Annotated in this window: 13 protein-coding genes; 6 read left to right on the forward strand and 7 right to left on the reverse strand. The window is 41.4% G+C overall.

Going from position 1 to position 17,749, the window contains the following annotated elements; all coding sequences use genetic code 11:
• Positions 1–37: 37 nt before the first annotated feature.
• Complete coding sequence (gene yjgA / locus ACNSN2_RS00750) at positions 38–562, reverse strand: ribosome biogenesis factor YjgA (RefSeq protein WP_010390384.1); 525 nt, start codon at positions 560–562, stop codon at positions 38–40.
• Positions 563–707: 145 nt separating this feature from the next.
• Here yjgA and pmbA point away from each other — a divergent pair, with 145 nt between their 5' ends.
• The 3 genes from pmbA (at position 708) to ACNSN2_RS00765 (ending at position 4,957) form a co-directional block, all read left to right on the forward strand.
• Positions 708–2,057 (forward strand): metalloprotease PmbA, encoded by a 1,350-nt coding sequence (pmbA, locus tag ACNSN2_RS00755; RefSeq protein ID WP_138569778.1) that lies wholly within the window; start codon positions 708–710, stop codon positions 2,055–2,057.
• Between the two features lie 109 nt (positions 2,058–2,166).
• Positions 2,167–2,646, forward strand: coding sequence for a DUF721 domain-containing protein (locus ACNSN2_RS00760; RefSeq protein ID WP_054202561.1), 480 nt, complete (start codon positions 2,167–2,169; stop codon positions 2,644–2,646).
• Between the two features lie 238 nt (positions 2,647–2,884).
• Positions 2,885–4,957 (forward strand): M13 family metallopeptidase, encoded by a 2,073-nt coding sequence (locus ACNSN2_RS00765; protein WP_010390389.1) that lies wholly within the window; start codon positions 2,885–2,887, stop codon positions 4,955–4,957.
• Positions 4,958–5,043: 86 nt separating this feature from the next.
• Here ACNSN2_RS00765 and mutT read toward each other — a convergent pair whose 3' ends face one another.
• Both mutT and secA read right to left on the reverse strand, forming a co-directional pair.
• Positions 5,044–5,442 carry an 8-oxo-dGTP diphosphatase MutT gene (gene mutT / locus ACNSN2_RS00770; RefSeq protein WP_010390390.1) on the reverse strand — a complete coding sequence of 133 codons (399 nt, stop codon included), beginning with the start codon at positions 5,440–5,442 and terminating at the stop codon, positions 5,044–5,046.
• Between the two features lie 70 nt (positions 5,443–5,512).
• Complete coding sequence (gene secA, locus ACNSN2_RS00775; protein ID WP_418608167.1) at positions 5,513–8,221, reverse strand: preprotein translocase subunit SecA; 2,709 nt, start codon at positions 8,219–8,221, stop codon at positions 5,513–5,515.
• A gap of 608 nt (positions 8,222–8,829) precedes the next feature.
• On the opposite strand from secA, the gene ACNSN2_RS00780 reads away from it, so the two are divergent.
• Entirely contained in the window at positions 8,830–9,600 is a 771-nt protein-coding gene (locus tag ACNSN2_RS00780) for an NADP-binding protein (protein WP_109875465.1), read from the forward strand.
• Here the strand turns inward: ACNSN2_RS00780 and hutH are convergent.
• From hutH to hutC, 3 genes are read right to left on the reverse strand one after another with little or no spacing between them, the layout of a single operon-like run.
• Positions 9,597–11,129, reverse strand: coding sequence for a histidine ammonia-lyase (hutH, locus tag ACNSN2_RS00785; protein WP_418608169.1), 1,533 nt, complete (start codon positions 11,127–11,129; stop codon positions 9,597–9,599). The two genes, ACNSN2_RS00780 and hutH, sit on opposite strands and share 4 nt — an antisense overlap.
• Positions 11,126–12,805 (reverse strand): urocanate hydratase, encoded by a 1,680-nt coding sequence (gene hutU, locus ACNSN2_RS00790; protein WP_055012270.1) that lies wholly within the window; start codon positions 12,803–12,805, stop codon positions 11,126–11,128. The genes hutH and hutU overlap by 4 nt, the downstream gene beginning before the upstream one ends.
• An 18-nt stretch (positions 12,806–12,823) precedes the next feature.
• Entirely contained in the window at positions 12,824–13,552 is a 729-nt protein-coding gene (gene hutC, locus ACNSN2_RS00795; protein WP_010390397.1) for a histidine utilization repressor, read from the reverse strand.
• Between the two features lie 110 nt (positions 13,553–13,662).
• Between hutC and hutI the strand changes: the two genes are divergently transcribed.
• Together hutI and ACNSN2_RS00805 are read left to right on the forward strand one after the other, a co-directional pair.
• Positions 13,663–14,910, forward strand: coding sequence for an imidazolonepropionase (gene hutI / locus ACNSN2_RS00800; protein WP_010390398.1), 1,248 nt, complete (start codon positions 13,663–13,665; stop codon positions 14,908–14,910).
• A 57-nt stretch (positions 14,911–14,967) separates the two neighbouring features.
• Positions 14,968–16,692 carry an EAL domain-containing protein gene (locus tag ACNSN2_RS00805; RefSeq protein WP_418609023.1) on the forward strand — a complete coding sequence of 575 codons (1,725 nt, stop codon included), beginning with the start codon at positions 14,968–14,970 and terminating at the stop codon, positions 16,690–16,692.
• Positions 16,693–16,699: 7 nt separating this feature from the next.
• Here the strand turns inward: ACNSN2_RS00805 and ACNSN2_RS00810 are convergent, their stop codons facing one another.
• A complete protein-coding gene (locus ACNSN2_RS00810; RefSeq protein WP_054202553.1) occupies positions 16,700–17,749 on the reverse strand; it encodes a formimidoylglutamase in 1,050 nt (349 codons plus the stop codon).

The following is a 17,749-nucleotide window of genomic DNA, read 5'->3' on the forward strand; positions in this document are numbered from 1 at the left end:
GTGCCGTAGCACCTTTTTAGTATGTAACGTGGCTGCGTTACATTATGGCGTCTTTTAAATACTGAAATAGCTCTTTGTAGCCTCTCGCAGGCTTTTCTGCTTTTACTTCTTTGGCCGCATTACGCACCAGTTGGCGCATTTTTTGGCGCTCAAGAGCTGGGTATTGTTCAATTGTTTCGTTGATTAAGTCATCGCCTTGCTCAATTAAATCACTGCGCAGCTGCTCAATCTTTTTGATCATAACCTCTGCTTGGTTATTTTTATTAAGCATTACATCAATGATCGCTTTAATTTCTTCAATGTTTTCTACTGTACGAAGGGTTTTTGCTATGTAATTTAAGTGGCGGCGGTATGCATCACTTTTATTACTAATTTTATCGGCAACAACCATTGCTTCTTTTAAGTCATCATTAAGCGGTAAGCGTTCGCGCTGCTTTTTACCCATTTTGGCAATTTCAGACCCTAACTGATGAAACTCTTGCGCTTCGCGCTTAAGTTCACTTTTTGATACATATATAATTTCTTCTTCAATTTCAGCAGGCTTGCCTTTTTTCTTCGCCATGGGGTGCTCTTAAGTAAAAATAACTTTGTCTATTATACGCGATTCTTTTAGTGATTAATATTAGCTGATGTGGTGCAGTGAGTGTGTTAGCATTTAAATATAAAAAATGTGTGCAACATGGCCTTCAGGGCTCAGGACAGAATTTATGAAAAGCCAACACCAAGATCCAATTTATTCGCAAATTTCTCAAGTAAAAGATGCCGTTTCTGAAGTACTCGAACATGCAAAAAAACTAGGCGCTACTGCTGCAGAAGCTGCTATGTCGAGCACATCAGGGCTGTCGGTAAGTACGCGCATGGGCGAGGTAGAAACCATTGAGTTTAATCAAGACGGTGGTTTAGGTATTAGCGTGTATGTTGGTAATAACAAAGGCTCCGCCTCTACGGCTGACTTAAATCCAAAAACATTGCGATCTGTGGTCGAAAAAGCCATAGATATTGCTAAATTCACCTCAGATGATCCGTGTAATGGTATTGCTGATAAAGAATTACTTGAGTTTTCGCCTAAAGATTTAGATTTATTTCATCCTTGGGATGTAAGTCCTGAGCAAGGGATTGATTTATGTCATGCTGCTGAGCAAGCCGCATTAAATGCGGATGAGCGAATTGTGAATTCTGATGGTGCTAGCTTTTCTTCACACCAAGGGCTGCGAGTGTATGGCAATAGTCATGGTTTAATTGCAGGCTACCCAAGAACACGCCATAGCATAAGCACTATGGTAATAGGCAAAGAGGGCGAGCATATGCAGCGCGACTCAGCCTACACAATTTCCCGCGATCAAGCAGGGCTAAAAGATGCTGCAAGTGTTGGGCTTGAAGCCGCTGCAGAAACCCTAGCTAAACTAAACAGTCAAAAACTAGGTACCATGAAAGTGCCGGTTATTTTTAGAGCCGATATTGCTAACTCATTGTTTGGCCATTTAGTGTCTGCAATCGGCGGTGGCGCACTGTATCGTAAATCCAGTTTTTTACTGGATAGCTTAGGTACACAAGTGTTCAGCAAAACCGTTAATATTTCAGAGCGCCCACACTTATTAAAAGGGTTAGCATCATCACCTTTTGATAGCGAAGGGGTTAAAACTCTAGACAGAGAAATAATACACGGTGGTGAATTGCAAACATATTTATTAGCGAGCTACGCAGCGCGTAAAATGAATATGACGCCAACAGGCCATGCCGGTGGTATTCATAACTGGTTGGTTGAGCAAACCCATCAGGACTTAGCTACACTATTGAAAACCATGGGCACGGGTTTGTTAGTCACTGAACTTATGGGGCAGGGTGTAAATACCGTGACTGGTGACTACTCTCGTGGTGCAGCTGGTTTTTGGGTTGAAAATGGTGAAATACAGTACCCAGTAAGTGAAATAACTATTGCTGGTAACTTAAGAGATATGTTTAAAGGTATTTCAGCTATTGGTGGCGATATAGAGCGACGTGGTGGTATTCAAACGGGCTCAGTGCTGATTGAGCAAATGCAAATTGCGGGTGCTTAATACCCATCCACAATAATACTTAATTCAGCGAATTGGTATACACCCACTTTGTTTGCTTAAATTAAGCTTAATTTAAGCAAACTTTCCTTTGAGGTTTTTAAGGTGTGATATGGCTAAAGATAGATATGCGCCAAAACCATTAACCGACATTATGGCCGGGCTAAACAACCGTTTAGCAGCCTATGCGGGAAAAAGCCAAGCATTGGATACACAGCAACAGCTGTTACGCGATTTTTTAGGGCCTAAGCTAGGCGATAAATGTCGAGTAAGTAATTATCGTGACGGCACATTGATGATAGAAGCTGTTTCAGCTCCTATTGCTCTTAGGCTTAATTATTTAAAAATGGATATGCAGTCTCATTTTAGAGCCGCAGGTATGGCAGAGCTTGGGCAAATAAAAATTACCGCCAATCCACAAGCAACCCAACGATTAAGTAATCGTCCTAAAGCGACAGATAGCCAAGCGACTAACTCTCTTAAAATGAGTGAGCAAACGGCTGATTATTTGAATGCGATCGCAGATTCTGCTCCTCCTTCATTAAAAGAAAAGCTGCAGCGCTTAGCTTTACATGGCAAAAGTAAGCCCTAGCTAGCCCTCACACTAGGCTCTTTTTCACGCTTTGAACAAACGCAAAATACTTTGTTACATATTCGATTTCATTGTTATTTAAATCAGGTTTATTATGCTTAGCTAGTGCTTCCTAAATTAGGTTGTAGCTGATGCGTATTTCATTAAGCAGGTAATAGACTGCATCCTATTGTTGTTTTTTTGAGTTATCAAATCTTAATGAAATGCGTATTTATTCTAATTAATATACGGAATTCTTATGAAAAAAATAACAATGACTGCCGCCAGTATTGCATTGGCGTTAGGTTTGGTTGGCTGCGGCGAAAAGCCACAACAAATGAAAGCAGAATCAACCACAGTAACTGCACCGGTGGCGGCTCCTGGTGCGCTAGGTGTTGATTTACAAAATATGGATAAAAGTGTTCGTGCACAGGATGATTTTTATTACCATGTTAATGGTCAATGGTTAGCAAAAACTGAGATTCCAGGTGACAAGTCTAACTATGGGTCGTTCTCACAGTTATATGATGAATCGCAAAAAGCAATGAAAACAGTGCTTGAAAACGCCAGTGCTAATAGTAGTGCAAAACCAGGTTCAGATGAATATAAGATTGGTGCATTTTATTCTAGCTATATGGCTGAAAATGCTCGTGAAGAGTTAGGTATTTTGCCACTTGAGCCAGCTATTAAAAGCATTGATACAGTGAAAGATAAAGCCGCGTTGGTCACACTGATGGCACAGCTACAAGTTAAAGGTGGCGATCTTCCTTTTGGCTGGTATGTTAATAATGACGCTAAAAACTCAAGTGAAAATGCGCTTTATGCCTATCAAGCGGGACTTGGTTTACCTGACCGCGACTACTATTTAAAAGATGATGAAAAATTCACAAAAATTCGCGCGGCTTATCAAACGTATATCACCGATATTTTAGCTAAAGCTGGCGTTAATAATGCCGCTGATGCAGCCAAAGCGATATTAGCACTTGAAACGACACTTGCTGATGCACAGTGGAGCCGAGTGCAAAGCCGTGATGCAACTAAGTCATACAATAAAATGACGGTAGCTGAAGCTAACTCGCTAATGGGTGAGTTTGATTTAAATGCCTATTTCGAAGCAGTTGGCGTTGATGCTCAAGAGTTAATTGTGCGCCAACCAAGTTACTTTGAAAAATTTGCAGAGATTTTCAACAATACTGACTTAGCTGTTTGGCAAAACTATTTAAAATTCCATTTTGTTAGTAATTACGCGCAGCTACTTAATAAAGATTTAGTGGATTTGAAGTTTAATTTTTACAGCACCACGTTGCGTGGTGTTGAAGAGCAAGCACCACTTTGGAAGCAAGCCGTTGATGCATCAAACAGTGTACTGGGTGAAATTTTAGGTAAAGTCTACGTTAAAGAAAACTTCCCGCCAGAAGCAAAAGCACGTATGGAAGAGTTAGTTGATAATGTGATTAAAGGCTATTCAGTGGCAATTGAAAACCTTGAGTGGATGAGCCCTGAAACAAAAGTGGCGGCGCAAGAAAAACTCAATAAGTTTACCCCTAAAATTGGTTACCCAGATAAATGGAAAGATTACTCAGATTTAGCGATTAACCCTGATGAACTGGTAGGTAACTATATTCGCTACAGTGAATGGGCTTATGCAGATATGATTGCTAAATTAGGTAAGCCAGTTGATCGATCTGAGTGGCATATGACTCCACAAACAGTGAATGCTTACTACAATCCAGTGAATAACGAAATAGTATTCCCTGCGGCGATTCTGCAGCCTCCTTTCTTTAATTTAGAAGCGGATGATGCTGTTAACTATGGTGCTATTGGTGCGGTTATTGGCCATGAGTTAGGCCATGGCTTTGACGACCAAGGGGCAAAATACGACGGTGATGGCAATTTACGTAATTGGTGGAGCGAGTCAGACCTTAAGCAGTTTGAACAGCGAAGTGCTGCCCTAGTTGCACAGTATAATCAATATAAACCGTTTGAAGATGCCAGCGTTAATGGTGAGCTGACACTGGGTGAAAACATTGGTGATTTAGGCGGCTTAACCGTCGCTTATAAAGCGTATCAGTTATCGCTAGGTGATTCGAAAGCGCCCATTATTGAAGGTTATACGGGTGACCAACGCTTCTTTATGGGATGGTCGCAAATTTGGCGTCGTAAATACCGTGATGAGGCATTACGTAATCGTTTAATGACCGATTCACATTCACCGAGTCATTATCGCGTAATTGGTATTTTGTCGAACATGCCAGAATTTTACCAAGCGTTTGATGTTAAAGAGGGCGATAAAATGTATATCAAGCCTGAAGATCGCGTAAAAATTTGGTAATTTGAGCTTAAACTAATCGCAAAATAAAAAGCCAGTGAGCATGATGCTCACTGGCTTTTTAGTTACTTATATACCTGATGATAAAACTAGCTATATTTCGTTTTTATGGCGCTGATTATCTCAACATTAGCAGCAGGAAAATCATAGTTATCAAGTTCGTCTATGCTGACCCATTCGCTTGGTTGTCCTTCTGCGCCATGAGCTTGACCATTAAAGTTACTGACCACATGCACATTAAGTCGTACGCATTTATCGCCATAGTCATGCTCTATAATGATAAGTTCGCTTGAACTATGAATAGTCAGCCCTACTTCTTCTAGCAGTTCACGTTTTAGGGCTTGAAATACACTTTCTCCAGCTTCAACTTTGCCACCAGGAAACTCCCATAGCCCACCTTGATGTTGCTCATCTGCACGTTTACAAATAAACAAATTGTTATTTTTTTTAATTACACCCACAGCAACATTGATGATTACTTTAGTCATTACCTCTCCCTTAAATAGCATAAAAAAAGCGACGCAAGCGTCGCTTTTTATCTAACGTAACAAAGTGGTGTTATTTTAATTTACCACAACATTGTTTGTATTTTTGGCCTGAACCACATGGACATGGATCGTTACGGCCAACTTTTGGCTCGCTACGTGCCATAACCTGAGCGCTTTGCGGTGCTTCACCACCTACGTGCTCTGCTTCTTCATGTTGATATTCGCGAGGGGCATTTTCACTTTTACGGTGTTGCTCTTCTACTTTTTCAACATCTTCTTCAGCGCGAACTTGCACTTTACTTAAAATACCGACCACATCGACTTTTAAGTTTTCTAGCATTTCAGAGAACAATTCAAACGACTCACGTTTGTATTCTTGCTTAGGATTCTTTTGTGCATAACCACGTAAGTGAATACCTTGGCGTAAGTGATCCATTGCAGCAAGATGGTCTTTCCAATGTTGGTCAAGACTTTGAAGCATAATAGCTTTTTCAAACTGACGCAGTACAGAATCGCCGACCATTTCTTCTTTTTGCTTGTAGGCTTGTTCAACCGCTTCTTCAATACGCTCACGAAGTTTTTCTTCGTACAGTTTATTGTCATCAGCTAACCACTGAGTAATTGGTAACTCAATTAGGAAATCTTGCTTTAAGCGTTCTTCAAGTCCTGGGATATCCCACATCTCGGCTAAGCTTTGTGGGGCAATGTATTGATCAATTACACCAGCGAGTACATCACCACGGATAGCGGTAATTGTTTCTGAAATATCACCCTCTTCCAGCAATTCATTACGTTGAGAGTAAACAACACGACGTTGGTCGTTTGCTACATCATCGTACTCAAGTAGCTGTTTACGCACATCAAAGTTACGTGCTTCTACTTTACGCTGAGCATTTTCGATTGCGCGGTTAACCCATGGGTGTTCAATCGCTTCGCCGCGTTGCATACCTAGTTTACGCATCATGTTAGTCATGCGCTCACCAGCAAAAATACGCATTAACGCATCATCCATCGATAGGTAGAAACGGCTTGAACCAGCATCACCTTGACGGCCAGAACGACCACGTAATTGGTTATCAATACGACGTGATTCATGACGCTCTGTACCAATAATGTGCAAACCACCGGCATCGATTACCGCATCATGGCGAATTTTCCATGCTGCTTTTATTTCAGCAATTTGTTCGTCAGTTGGGTTCTCAAGTTTTTCAACTTCGCTGTTCCAGTTACCACCAAGTACAATATCGGTACCACGACCGGCCATGTTGGTGGCAATGGTGACTGTGCCTGGTAAGCCCGCATCAGAAACAATGTCTGCTTCTTGTGCGTGGAATTTAGCATTAAGTACGTTGTGCTTAATTTTTTCTTTGCGTAAAAACTGCGACAAGTACTCAGAGCTTTCAATTGAGATAGTACCTACAAGTACTGGCTGACCACGTTCTTGACAGTCTTTAATGTCTGCTAAAATGGCTTCGTACTTTTCTTCTTGCGTTAGGTACACCAAATCTGCGCGATCATCACGGATCATTGGCTTATTGGTTGGCATAACAACTGTGTCTAAACCGTAGATAGACTGAAACTCAAACGCTTCTGTATCGGCTGTGCCTGTCATACCTGCTAGCGTTTCGTACAAGCGGAAGTAATTTTGGAACGTAATAGAAGCTAACGTTTGGTTCTCGTTTTGAATTTTCACACCTTCTTTTGCTTCTACAGCTTGGTGTAAACCTTCTGACCAACGGCGTCCTTCCATAGAGCGACCTGTGTGCTCATCAATAATGATAACTTCGTTTTCTTTAATAACGTAGTCAACATCTTTTTGGTAAAGCTTGTGCGCACGAAGAGCTGCATAAACGTGACTGAGTAGCGTGATGCTCGCTGCTGAGTACAGTGAATCACCTTCTTCAATTAAGCCGCGCTCTGTAAGTAGCTCTTCAACTTTTATTTGCCCACGCTCAGTTAGGTGAACTTGCTTAGATTTTTCATCGATAGTGAAATCGCCATCACCTTCAATCCCTTCCTCATCTTCTTTTTCTTGTAGTTCAAGTAAAGGAACAATGGTATTTATTTCAGTGTAAAGCTCTGAGCTGTCTTCAGCTGGGCCTGAAATAATAAGCGGCGTTCGCGCTTCATCAATTAGGATTGAATCCACTTCATCCACTACGGCATAAAATAATGGGCGTTGAACGCGCTCTTCAATGCTAAATGCCATGTTGTCACGTAGGTAGTCAAAACCAAACTCGTTATTGGTACCGTAAGTGATGTCAGCTGCATAAGCTTGTTTTTTCTGTTGTGGCATCATGCCCGGAACATTACAACCAACGGTTAAGCCTAAAAACTCAAATAGTGGACGGTTGGTTTCAGCATCACGCTTAGCCAAGTAGTCATTTACGGTAATGACATGAACGCCTTTACCTGTTAAGCCATTTAAATATGCTGGAAGTGTCGCGGTTAGGGTTTTACCTTCACCAGTACGCATTTCTGCAATACGGCCTTGTTGTAAAACCATACCACCTAATAATTGCACGTCGAAGTGACGCATACCGTTTACACGCTTTGACGCCTCACGTACCACAGCAAATGCTTCTGGTAGAATATCGCTTAGGCTTTGTCCGTTATCGTAACGTTCTCTAAACTCAGCTGTTTTAGCTTTTAAATCTTCATCTGAAAGCGCTTCTAGTTGCGTTTCAAGTGCATTGATCAGTGCGACCGTCTTTCTTAGGTTTTTAATAGTGCGGTCATTGCGACTACCAAAAATCTTGGTAAATAAATTAGATATCATGATAAAACCGTTACAATGTGTTTTTTTGCTAGCCGTGCATCGGCTAACCCATTTTTTACAATTGATAATTAATGTATTCTTTGAATTAACCTTTAGGACACATTAATTAGCAATTTTGTATTAAGCTGCTTAAAAAGCACTGTTTATTACCTGCGCTACTATACCAGACTCTGCTAAACATCAAACTACCTCAATAAAAAGATCTTCATTTAAAACAGAAAAATGAGATCTCGCTCATAAAAATAGCATTATGTAGCTAAAGTTGATTAGAAATGCTTTAAAGATATGGTGTTGAATAAATTAAAAACAAGAGCGAAGCGCTTAAATTTCACCCTTAAATGCCTTGTTTGTCGCTATCGTTTTTTAATCCTTAAATTGAGCAATAATTTTATTAATTAATCTCGGTAGGTCACTTAAGTCATGCGGTTTATCGGCAGATGTGTATGCACGGAAGCTTTATCATTAAAGAGGTTGTTAATCGTAAAAAAGGTGTATGTTAATATCTTCTGTAACCAGCGTTTGCTAATATTATTTTTAGTAGCATAGAGTTAGTCATCTTTTTTATTGCTATATAACACGTTGATTGAGTTTAATAAAAGGGTAATAAAGTGCAAACCAACAAAGATAACTTAGTAGTCCTTGGCGCTGGTTGGCTTGGCCAAGCCTTATGTATTGATGCACAAAAACAAGGTTGGCAAGTGCAAGGAACTCATCGTAGTGACACTCATCAATTTGATTTTGAGCGTCAGTTTGTTCTACAAAACGGCGAGCTGCAGCACCAAGTGGATTTACAAAACGCGTACTGGGTGTGTGCTATACCTCCGCGCAGTCGTGACAGCGAAAGTGATTATTCTCAAGTGCTGGAGCAGGGGTTAAAGCTGGCAACTGAACTTAATTGCAAAGGTTTTTTATTGTGCTCATCGACTGGGGTGTATGATCAAGAGCCTGGAGTTTATAGTGAAAGTAGCGATATATCTGGCACTAACGAGCGACAAATAAAGCTCTATGATGCTGAAGAGCAAGTACTTGAACAGCAAGGTAAAGTTCTAAGATTAGCCGGATTGTTGGGGCCAAACAGAGAGCCGGGTCGTTTTGTGGCAGGTAAGGAGCTCAACACCTCTAGTCAGCAAGTGGTGAACATGGTGCATCAACAAGATGTGATCAATGCCATTTATGCGGTACTTAACAATTGGTCACAAGGGCAAAGCATTTATAATGTAGTTAACCCTGCGCACCCGAGCAAAGCAGATTATTATGCACAAAAGTGTGAGCTGTATGGCACACAAATGCCCAGTTTTAGTAGTGATGAAGTCGCTGAGCGCAAAGTTATTGGCTCAGCGATAGAAGCGCTGGGTTTTAGTTATCAGTATGGTATTTAATAAGAAGGTAAGGGCGAATTTTTTATAAAGTCGCACAACTTACCTTCACTTAGTAGTCTGTTAGCCGCTTCAATATCGGGGGCAAAGTAGCGGTCTTTGTCGTAATAACTAACATGTTGGCGTAGCAGCGCCTTCGCATTTTCTACCTGCTCACACGCATGTAGTGGCGCTCTAAATTCTAGCCCTTGAGAAGCACTCAGCCACTCAACGGCTAACACGCCTTGCGTATTATTAGCCATATCAACTAAGCGCCTAGCAGCAAAAGTTGCCATAGAGACATGGTCTTCTTGATTAGCTGAGGTCGGTAAGCTGTCTACCGAAGCTGGGTGTGCTAGTGACTTGTTCTCAGAGGCGAGCGCAGCTGCGGTTACTTGAGCAATCATAAACCCTGAATTTACCCCACCGTTTTCAACTAAAAATGGCGGCAATTTTGATAAATTAGAGTCAATCAGTAGGGCAATACGTCGCTCAGCTAAGGCGCCAATTTCGGCAATGGCAATTGCAAGGTTATCAGCGGCCATAGCAACGGGCTCAGCATGAAAGTTTCCACCTGAAATAATATCCCCCACATCGGCAAAAACGAGTGGGTTATCGGTTACCCCGTTTGATTCACACAGTAATACTTCGGCGGCTTGGCGTATTTGGGTTAAACACGCACCAAGTACTTGCGGTTGGCAGCGCAGGCAATAAGGGTCTTGTACTTTTTCACAATTAATATGTGAGTCACTAATTTGTGAGTGGGTGCTTAATAGCTCTCTAAATACGTGCGCGGTATCAATTTGCCCTTTTTGACCACGAACCTCATGAATACGAGCATCAAACGGTGCGCGACTGCCCATGGCGGCCTCAATACTTATAGAGCCAATAACACAGCTTTGTGCGTACAAATCTTCTGCTCTAAATAAGCCCTGCAGTGCGAATGCAGTAGAGGCCTGTGTGCCATTTAATAGTGCTAAGCCTTCTTTAGCAGCTAATATCAGTGGCTCTAGCCCTGCAATTTTTAACCCCTGTTCTGCGCTTATTAGCTCTCCTTGATAGCGCATTTTCCCTTCACCTAATAAAGGCAGGCACATATGAGCAAGGGGGGCTAAATCGCCCGATGCGCCTACTGAGCCTTTTTTAGGCACGCATGGGTACACTTCATTTTTAAGTAGCTGTATAAAAAACTCAATGACTGCTAGACGAATACCAGAATAACCCCGTGATAAAGAATTTACTTTTAGGGTGATCATTAATCTGACCGTGCTGTCATCCATTAACTCGCCAATGCCCGCAGCGTGTGAAAGCACAATACTGCGTTGTAATAGTTCTAGCTCATCATTCGCTATTTTAGTATTGGCTAATAAACCAAAGCCGGTATTAATACCATATACGGTACGCTGCTCGTTTATTACGTCTTGAACTGTCTGGGCACTGGCTGCTATTTGTGTAGCGGCTTCAGTTGCCAAAGTTAAATCTACGGCCGATTGATTAATTTTTCTTAAGGTATGTAATTCAAGCTGACCCGGTGTAAGTGTGTATGAAATCATGACTTATCCTTGTTAAGCATAGGTAGGTCTAGGTTTTGTTGTTGTGCACAATTTTTTGCAATGTCATAACCGGCATCGGCATGGCGCATCACACCGGTAGCAGGATCATTCCAAAGCACTCTTGCAAGGCGTTGCTCTGCTTCATCGGTACCATCGGCAACAATAACCACACCTGAATGCTGGCTAAAGCCCATACCTACACCACCGCCATGATGAAGCGATACCCAAGTAGCACCGCCTGCGGTATTGAGCAGGGCATTTAATAAAGGCCAATCAGAGACTGCATCGGAGCCATCTTGCATGCTCTCTGTTTCACGATTAGGACTAGCTACTGAGCCTGAGTCAAGATGATCGCGGCCAATAACTACCGGTGCTTTAAGCTCACCGTTTTTAACCATTTCATTAAAGGCAACCGCTAGACGCGCTCGGTCTTTTAAGCCAACCCAACAAATACGTGCAGGTAAGCCTTGAAATTGAATTCGCTCACGCGCCATATCAAGCCAGTTATGCAAATGCTTATCATCAGGAATTAGTTCTTTTACTTTTGCGTCTGTTTTGTAAATATCTTCGGGATCGCCTGAGAGTGCTACCCATCTAAATGGGCCAATGCCTTCACAAAATAATGGACGAATATAAGCAGGTACAAATCCAGGGAAATCAAATGCATTTGTTACGCCTTCTTCGAGCGCCATTTGACGAATATTATTGCCATAGTCGGTAGTTGCTGCGCCTGCATCTTGCAGTGCCAACATCGCTGTTACTTGAACTGCCATTGACTGTTTGGCCGCTTTCACCACTGCTTGTGGATTATCGATTCGCATTTTTGCAGCATGCTCCATACTCCAACCTTGTGGCAGGTAGCCGTTAAGCGGATCATGGGCTGAGGTTTGATCGGTGACTATATCGGGAGTAATACCACTTTTTACTAAGGTACTAAAAACATCAGCCGCGTTACCAAGTAAACCCACAGAAAGCGCTTCACCTTTTACGCAGGCATCGGTTATTAATTTTAATGCATGCTCAAGATCTGTGGCTTTTACGTCGACGTACCCTGTTTTTATTCGAAAATCGATACGGCTTTCATCACATTCTACTACTAAGGCACTAAAGCCTGCCATGGTTGCTGCTAATGGTTGTGCACCGCCCATTCCTCCCAGGCCACCTGTTAGCACCCACTTACCTTTGGCATCGCCTGAAAAATGTTGTTTTGCCATAGCTACAAAGGTTTCGTAAGTGCCTTGAACAATCCCTTGAGAACCGATATAAATCCAAGAGCCAGCGGTCATTTGGCCGTACATCATCAAGCCTTTTTTATCTAACTCGTTAAAATGTTCCCAGTTAGCCCAGTGTGGAACAAGGTTAGAATTTGCAATTAATACCCGCGGTGCGTTGCTATGAGTTTTAAATACCCCCACCGGTTTACCTGATTGCACTAATAGGGTTTCGTCATCGTCAAGGCGCTCAAGCGTCTCAATTATTTTGTCGTAGCTTGGCCAGTCACGGGCAGCACGGCCAATTCCGCCATACACCACCAAAGCTTGAGGGTGCTCGGCAACATCAGGGTCTAAATTATTCATTAGCATGCGTTTAGCTGCTTCGGTTTGCCAGCTTTTAGTAGATATTTGATTACCATGCTGTGCGCGAATTGTGCGTTGTGTGTCCAGTCGATGATCCATTATTCACTCCTGTTAAATTTAAGTGTTATGCGCTTTATTATTGTTTTTAAATGTTAATTGTCCGCCCAAGCGATACTTACTGCCTGGCGATATAAGTCGTGCAAAACTAACAATTCCGTTTACCGACCAAGTACGGCGTATTACTTGTAAACAGGGCTCTTCGTTATATAAATTAAGCCATTGGCACATTTCACTGTTTGGGGTAATAGCCTCTACCGTATGCCTCGCTTGCGTTAAAGGGGCAACTGTTGAGAGATATTCGTGAGGGGTAAGGGCGGTAAAATCTTGTTGTAAATAATCTTTTGCAAGGGGCGGATTTACAAAGCGCTCCTCTACTTGCAAGGGACTGTCGTTTTCATTATGAATTATGACACTGCGATACACCACGCTATCTACCTCTACACCTAAAGCAATTGCAATTGGCGCGACGGCATTAATCGATTCTAATACTTGGACTGTGCAGCTGTAGTTTCCGTTTCGCTCTTTTACTTCATTGGCGATGTTTTTTATTTCAAGTAATGACGACTGAGACTTGAAGCTTGCTACAAACGTTCCTAGGCCTTGGCTACGGGTTAAAATGCCCGCATCAGTGAGTTCGCTAAGTGCCCGACGTGCGGTCATTCTGCTTACTGTAAATTGTTTTGCTAGTTCATTTTCTGAAGGGACACGTTGGTTTTCAAGCCAAAGCCCACTGCGTATTTTGTCCACAATAAATTGTTTTATTTGCGTAAACTTAGGTGCTGGCATAAATATTTTTAGTATATTAAAAATAAACAATACCTAGTAAGATGGCATAATCATCTTGTATATACAAGATGTGTTTTTAAACTCGTTTGAACACTATCGCGGAGAGACTTATGCAAGCTACAGAATCCACAGAACAGTTAAATGATATCGATTTATTACTCACCGATGCCAATATTGCCACTATGGATAGCAACATTGATGCGCCTTATGGAGCGATAGAAAATGCGGCTTTAGCAATTAAAAATGGCAAAATAGCATGGTTAGGTAAGCAAACTGAGTTGCCCGACTTTGATGTATTAGCCACTCCGGTAGTAAGTATCAAAGGACAGTGGTTAACCCCGGGGTTAGTGGATTGCCATACTCACTTAGTGTTTGCCGGTTCTCGTGCACAGGAGTTTGAGCAGCGTTTACAGGGGGTAAGTTATCAGCAAATTGCCGCGCAAGGGGGTGGGATTGCAAGTACAGTTAAAGCAACCCGAGAGGCTGACCACGAACAATTATTTGTAGCAGCAAAAGATCGTTTAAATGCACTGCTAGCTGAAGGTGTCACTACGGTAGAAATTAAGTCAGGGTATGGGCTTGATATAGAAAATGAGAAAAAAATATTAGAAGTTGCTAGGCTTTTAAATCAACATCATCCTATTGAAGTCATTAATACCTTTTTAGGGGCGCATGCATTGCCTTTAGAGTTTAAAAATCGTAGTGATGATTATATAAATTTAGTGTGTAATGAAATGCTCAACACCCTTGTTGAACATGATTTAGTCGATGCGGTTGACGTGTTTTGTGAGGATATTGGCTTTAGTTATGCGCAAACGCAGCGAGTATTTGATGCGGCTAAAAAGCTGGGGTTAGCAATTAAGTGTCATGCTGAGCAGTTATCCAATCAACAAGGTGCTGCGCTGGTGGCGCAATACAATGGTTTGTCGGCCGATCATTTGGAATATCTTGATGAAGCCGGTGTTAAAGCTATGGCAAATGCAGGTACTGTGGCGGTATTACTGCCCGGTGCTTTTTATTTTTTAAAAGAAACGAAATACCCTCCGATTGAACTGTTAAATAAATACAAGGTTCCCATCGCAATTGCCAGTGATTTTAACCCCGGCACATCACCGTTATGTTCTTTGCAATTAATGATGAATATGGCTTGTACATTATTTAATTTTACTCCAGAGCAAGCATTAATGGGAGTCACTGCACACGGAGCTCAGGCTCTTGGTTTTACTGATAGAGGCGTATTAAAAGTAGGTGCTCGCGCTGATATAGCACATTGGCAAATTGAGCATCCAGCACAATTAAGTTATCAGTTTGGAGTAAATAAACTGTTAAATTTATGGATATTGGGTAAACTTAGCTAATTATAAGACTTAACTCTTAAACCCATGTTTTATTTAATGTCAGTGAGTACCTCAGCTATGGATGGAACGTTATTGAGCTACAGTAATTTAGCTATATTTTTAAGTGGTGCGCTTTTAATGGCAATGGTTGCTGTATTGTTAACCGTTAAAAGTAACGTAATAAGACTCATCCTTTTATGCACCGGGCTGATTGGTTTAGCTATGGTTAGTACTGCCATTCCTTGGTTTGTTGTGTTATTGGCTCTGGGGTTTGGTTTTCATTTATATCAAGCGAATTTACTAAAGCAAAAACTCCCATTACTTGTTAGTGCCTGTGCAACAGGGTTACTTGCTTTATTATTTATTGGTTACCTCTTTTTTACGCTACATTTAGCGTGGTTACTTATTCCAATTTTACTGCTCAGTAGCAGTAGCTTTTCAATGGATAATGCACCACAGATTGCTCCACCCTTAAAGCCGCAAACCGACCCTGAGGTGTATGTTGAAAACTCACCTTTAACTAGCTTCCCAGATAAACAACAGTTACGTCAAAAATATAATGAGCTTATTAATGAAGATTCATTCAGAGCTGCACTTATTGTTTTAAGATTGGAGGGCTTTGCGCAGGTTAATCAACACATTGGCCGAGATTTTGGTGATTTACTCTTGTCTCAGTCGGCAAATAGAATAAAAGACTTATTAAATAGTGATGAAGTGTTTTATCTTGACGAGCAGGCTAAGTTAGCGCATTTGGGTGGGTTAAACTTTGCATTTATTTGTGATTTACAAAGCCATAATCATTTACATCAACAGCTTATAAAGCAAATTATTGGCGCGACTTTAAAGCCATTCAATGTAGCTAATTGTACGATTGAAGTAAAAGTAAGAGCCAGTTATGTACATTGTGAGCTGCAAAGCAGTAGCTTTGATGAGTTAATTAGTCATGCTTACTTGGCACTTGATAGCCGGCCTGATAAACAAATAGTGGCTTATCATCAGCAGATGACGGTTGAGCATTTAGAGCAGCAAGCGCGATTAACTGAGCTGGCGAATATCAGTTTTGCTGATGAGTTTGAACTGTTTTTTCAACCTGTGATTCGAAATAGTGATGGCCAAATCGAATTTTTAGAATTGCTATTACGTTGGCAGCATCCAACTCAAGGGACTTTGTCGGCGAGTCGATTTATCAATGATATTAGAATTGCAGGGCTTGGTTACTCACTCGCTACCTTTGTTATTGAACGTGCTGGAGAGCTTGCCATGGCACTTCGTATGGAAGGAATGTCGGTACCTTTAAGTGTTAATTTATTTGGCCCGGAAATGCTCAACGAAGAGTTTGTGGATTTTGTTTATGGGGTTATTGGTGAGCATCAACTCAGGCCTGGTGATTTAATTTTAGAATGTCCGCTACATATTTTTACTAGCTTAGATGATAAAGGCAGAGCCATGATTGCAAGGCTTAATAGTTTAGGTTTAAAAGTGTGTGTTGATGGTTTAGGTGATAACCCTGTATTACTTTCTAAGTTACCTAGTTTAGCGGTGGAATATATTAAAGTATCGCCTGCATTAACTGCAGACTTTAGTAATCAAAATAATATACGTAGTTTAGTAGGTGGCATGGTTGAAATGCATAACCAGCAACAGACGAAAGTTATTTTTGAAGGTGTTGAAACACTCGATCAACTAAAGTTTGTAAAAAGTCTAAAAGCCTATGCTTCACAGGGATACTATTTTGGACACCCATTGAGCAGTTTAGGATTAATGAGTTGGTTTAAGCAATGGTTAGAAGCACAAGAACTTTAAGTGTGTTTTAAATGCTTAGTTTTGTTTGTAAATAGGTATTAACTAAAGCACTGATCACTTGGCCACACTGTAATTTACCTGCAGTTATAGAATGAGGGTGTTGTGAAGGTGCTGCTTCGCATAAGTGTAAATAAGCACTGCGCGGATCATTTGCAGCTAAGTAAACATAATGCTCACCATCGCTGACATCAAAACCACAATAATTAAAGGCACTTGCAGGCATATTGGTTAAGCTATCTAAATCAACTTCTACCCCTAGCGGTGCGTTATCAAACTCTTTTAGTGCAAGGGCAGTTGCTTCAGTTAAGTTTATTTCACGCTTCACATTAATTGTTTGATAGCTTGTGTAGCTAAAGTTAGCGCTCTGCATAGCATCAAAAATAGGTTGATTGTTTTTTAGCTCATGTAAGCCAATAACATGGTAATTCTTGAGCAGCTGCTCTTGGTAAGCGTAGCGAAACCCATTACCACTGTGCCTACCTTCACACTCACGAAAGTCGGCATGAGGATCTAAATTAATCGCGTTAATTGCGCTATGGCTATGTTTGGCAAGCGAGCGAATAATACCCAAACAGTTATTGTGTCCGCCGCCAATAATAATAGGTTCAAGGCCCGCTTTAAAAACCATGTCTAAAATTGCTTCAACTCGCTCATCTACTTCAGCGCACAGCTTACGCAATTGAGCTAAGTCGTTTGGATTATGATTATCAAGCGTTTGGGCTTGTTGCATTAAATCGTCGAGGTTGACTTCGCCAAGCAGTAACACTTTTTGCATAGCGATGGCATTATTGTGAGGTTGGTTTAAAAACCGTTGTAAAAAAGCAGGCCAAGCATACTGTGCACCGCCTTTTCCTAGGTTGGCTCTCGGTCCAATGTCTTCACATATGCCGAGTAAGACAAAGCGCATACCAAATTGTACGGCATCAGCAAGCGCTTGTTGGATATTGTCGCGGGCATCGAGTAATGCCATCGACTGCCATGCTTTTAGCTCTCCAGCACGGTCAGAGCAAATTTCCTTTACCGTGCTTTCGTTATATATTTTAAGCTGAACAGTCAC

The sequence above is a fragment of the Pseudoalteromonas sp. US3C1013 genome, from assembly GCF_048401115.1.
Lineage (GTDB): Bacteria > Pseudomonadota > Gammaproteobacteria > Enterobacterales > Alteromonadaceae > Pseudoalteromonas > Pseudoalteromonas undina.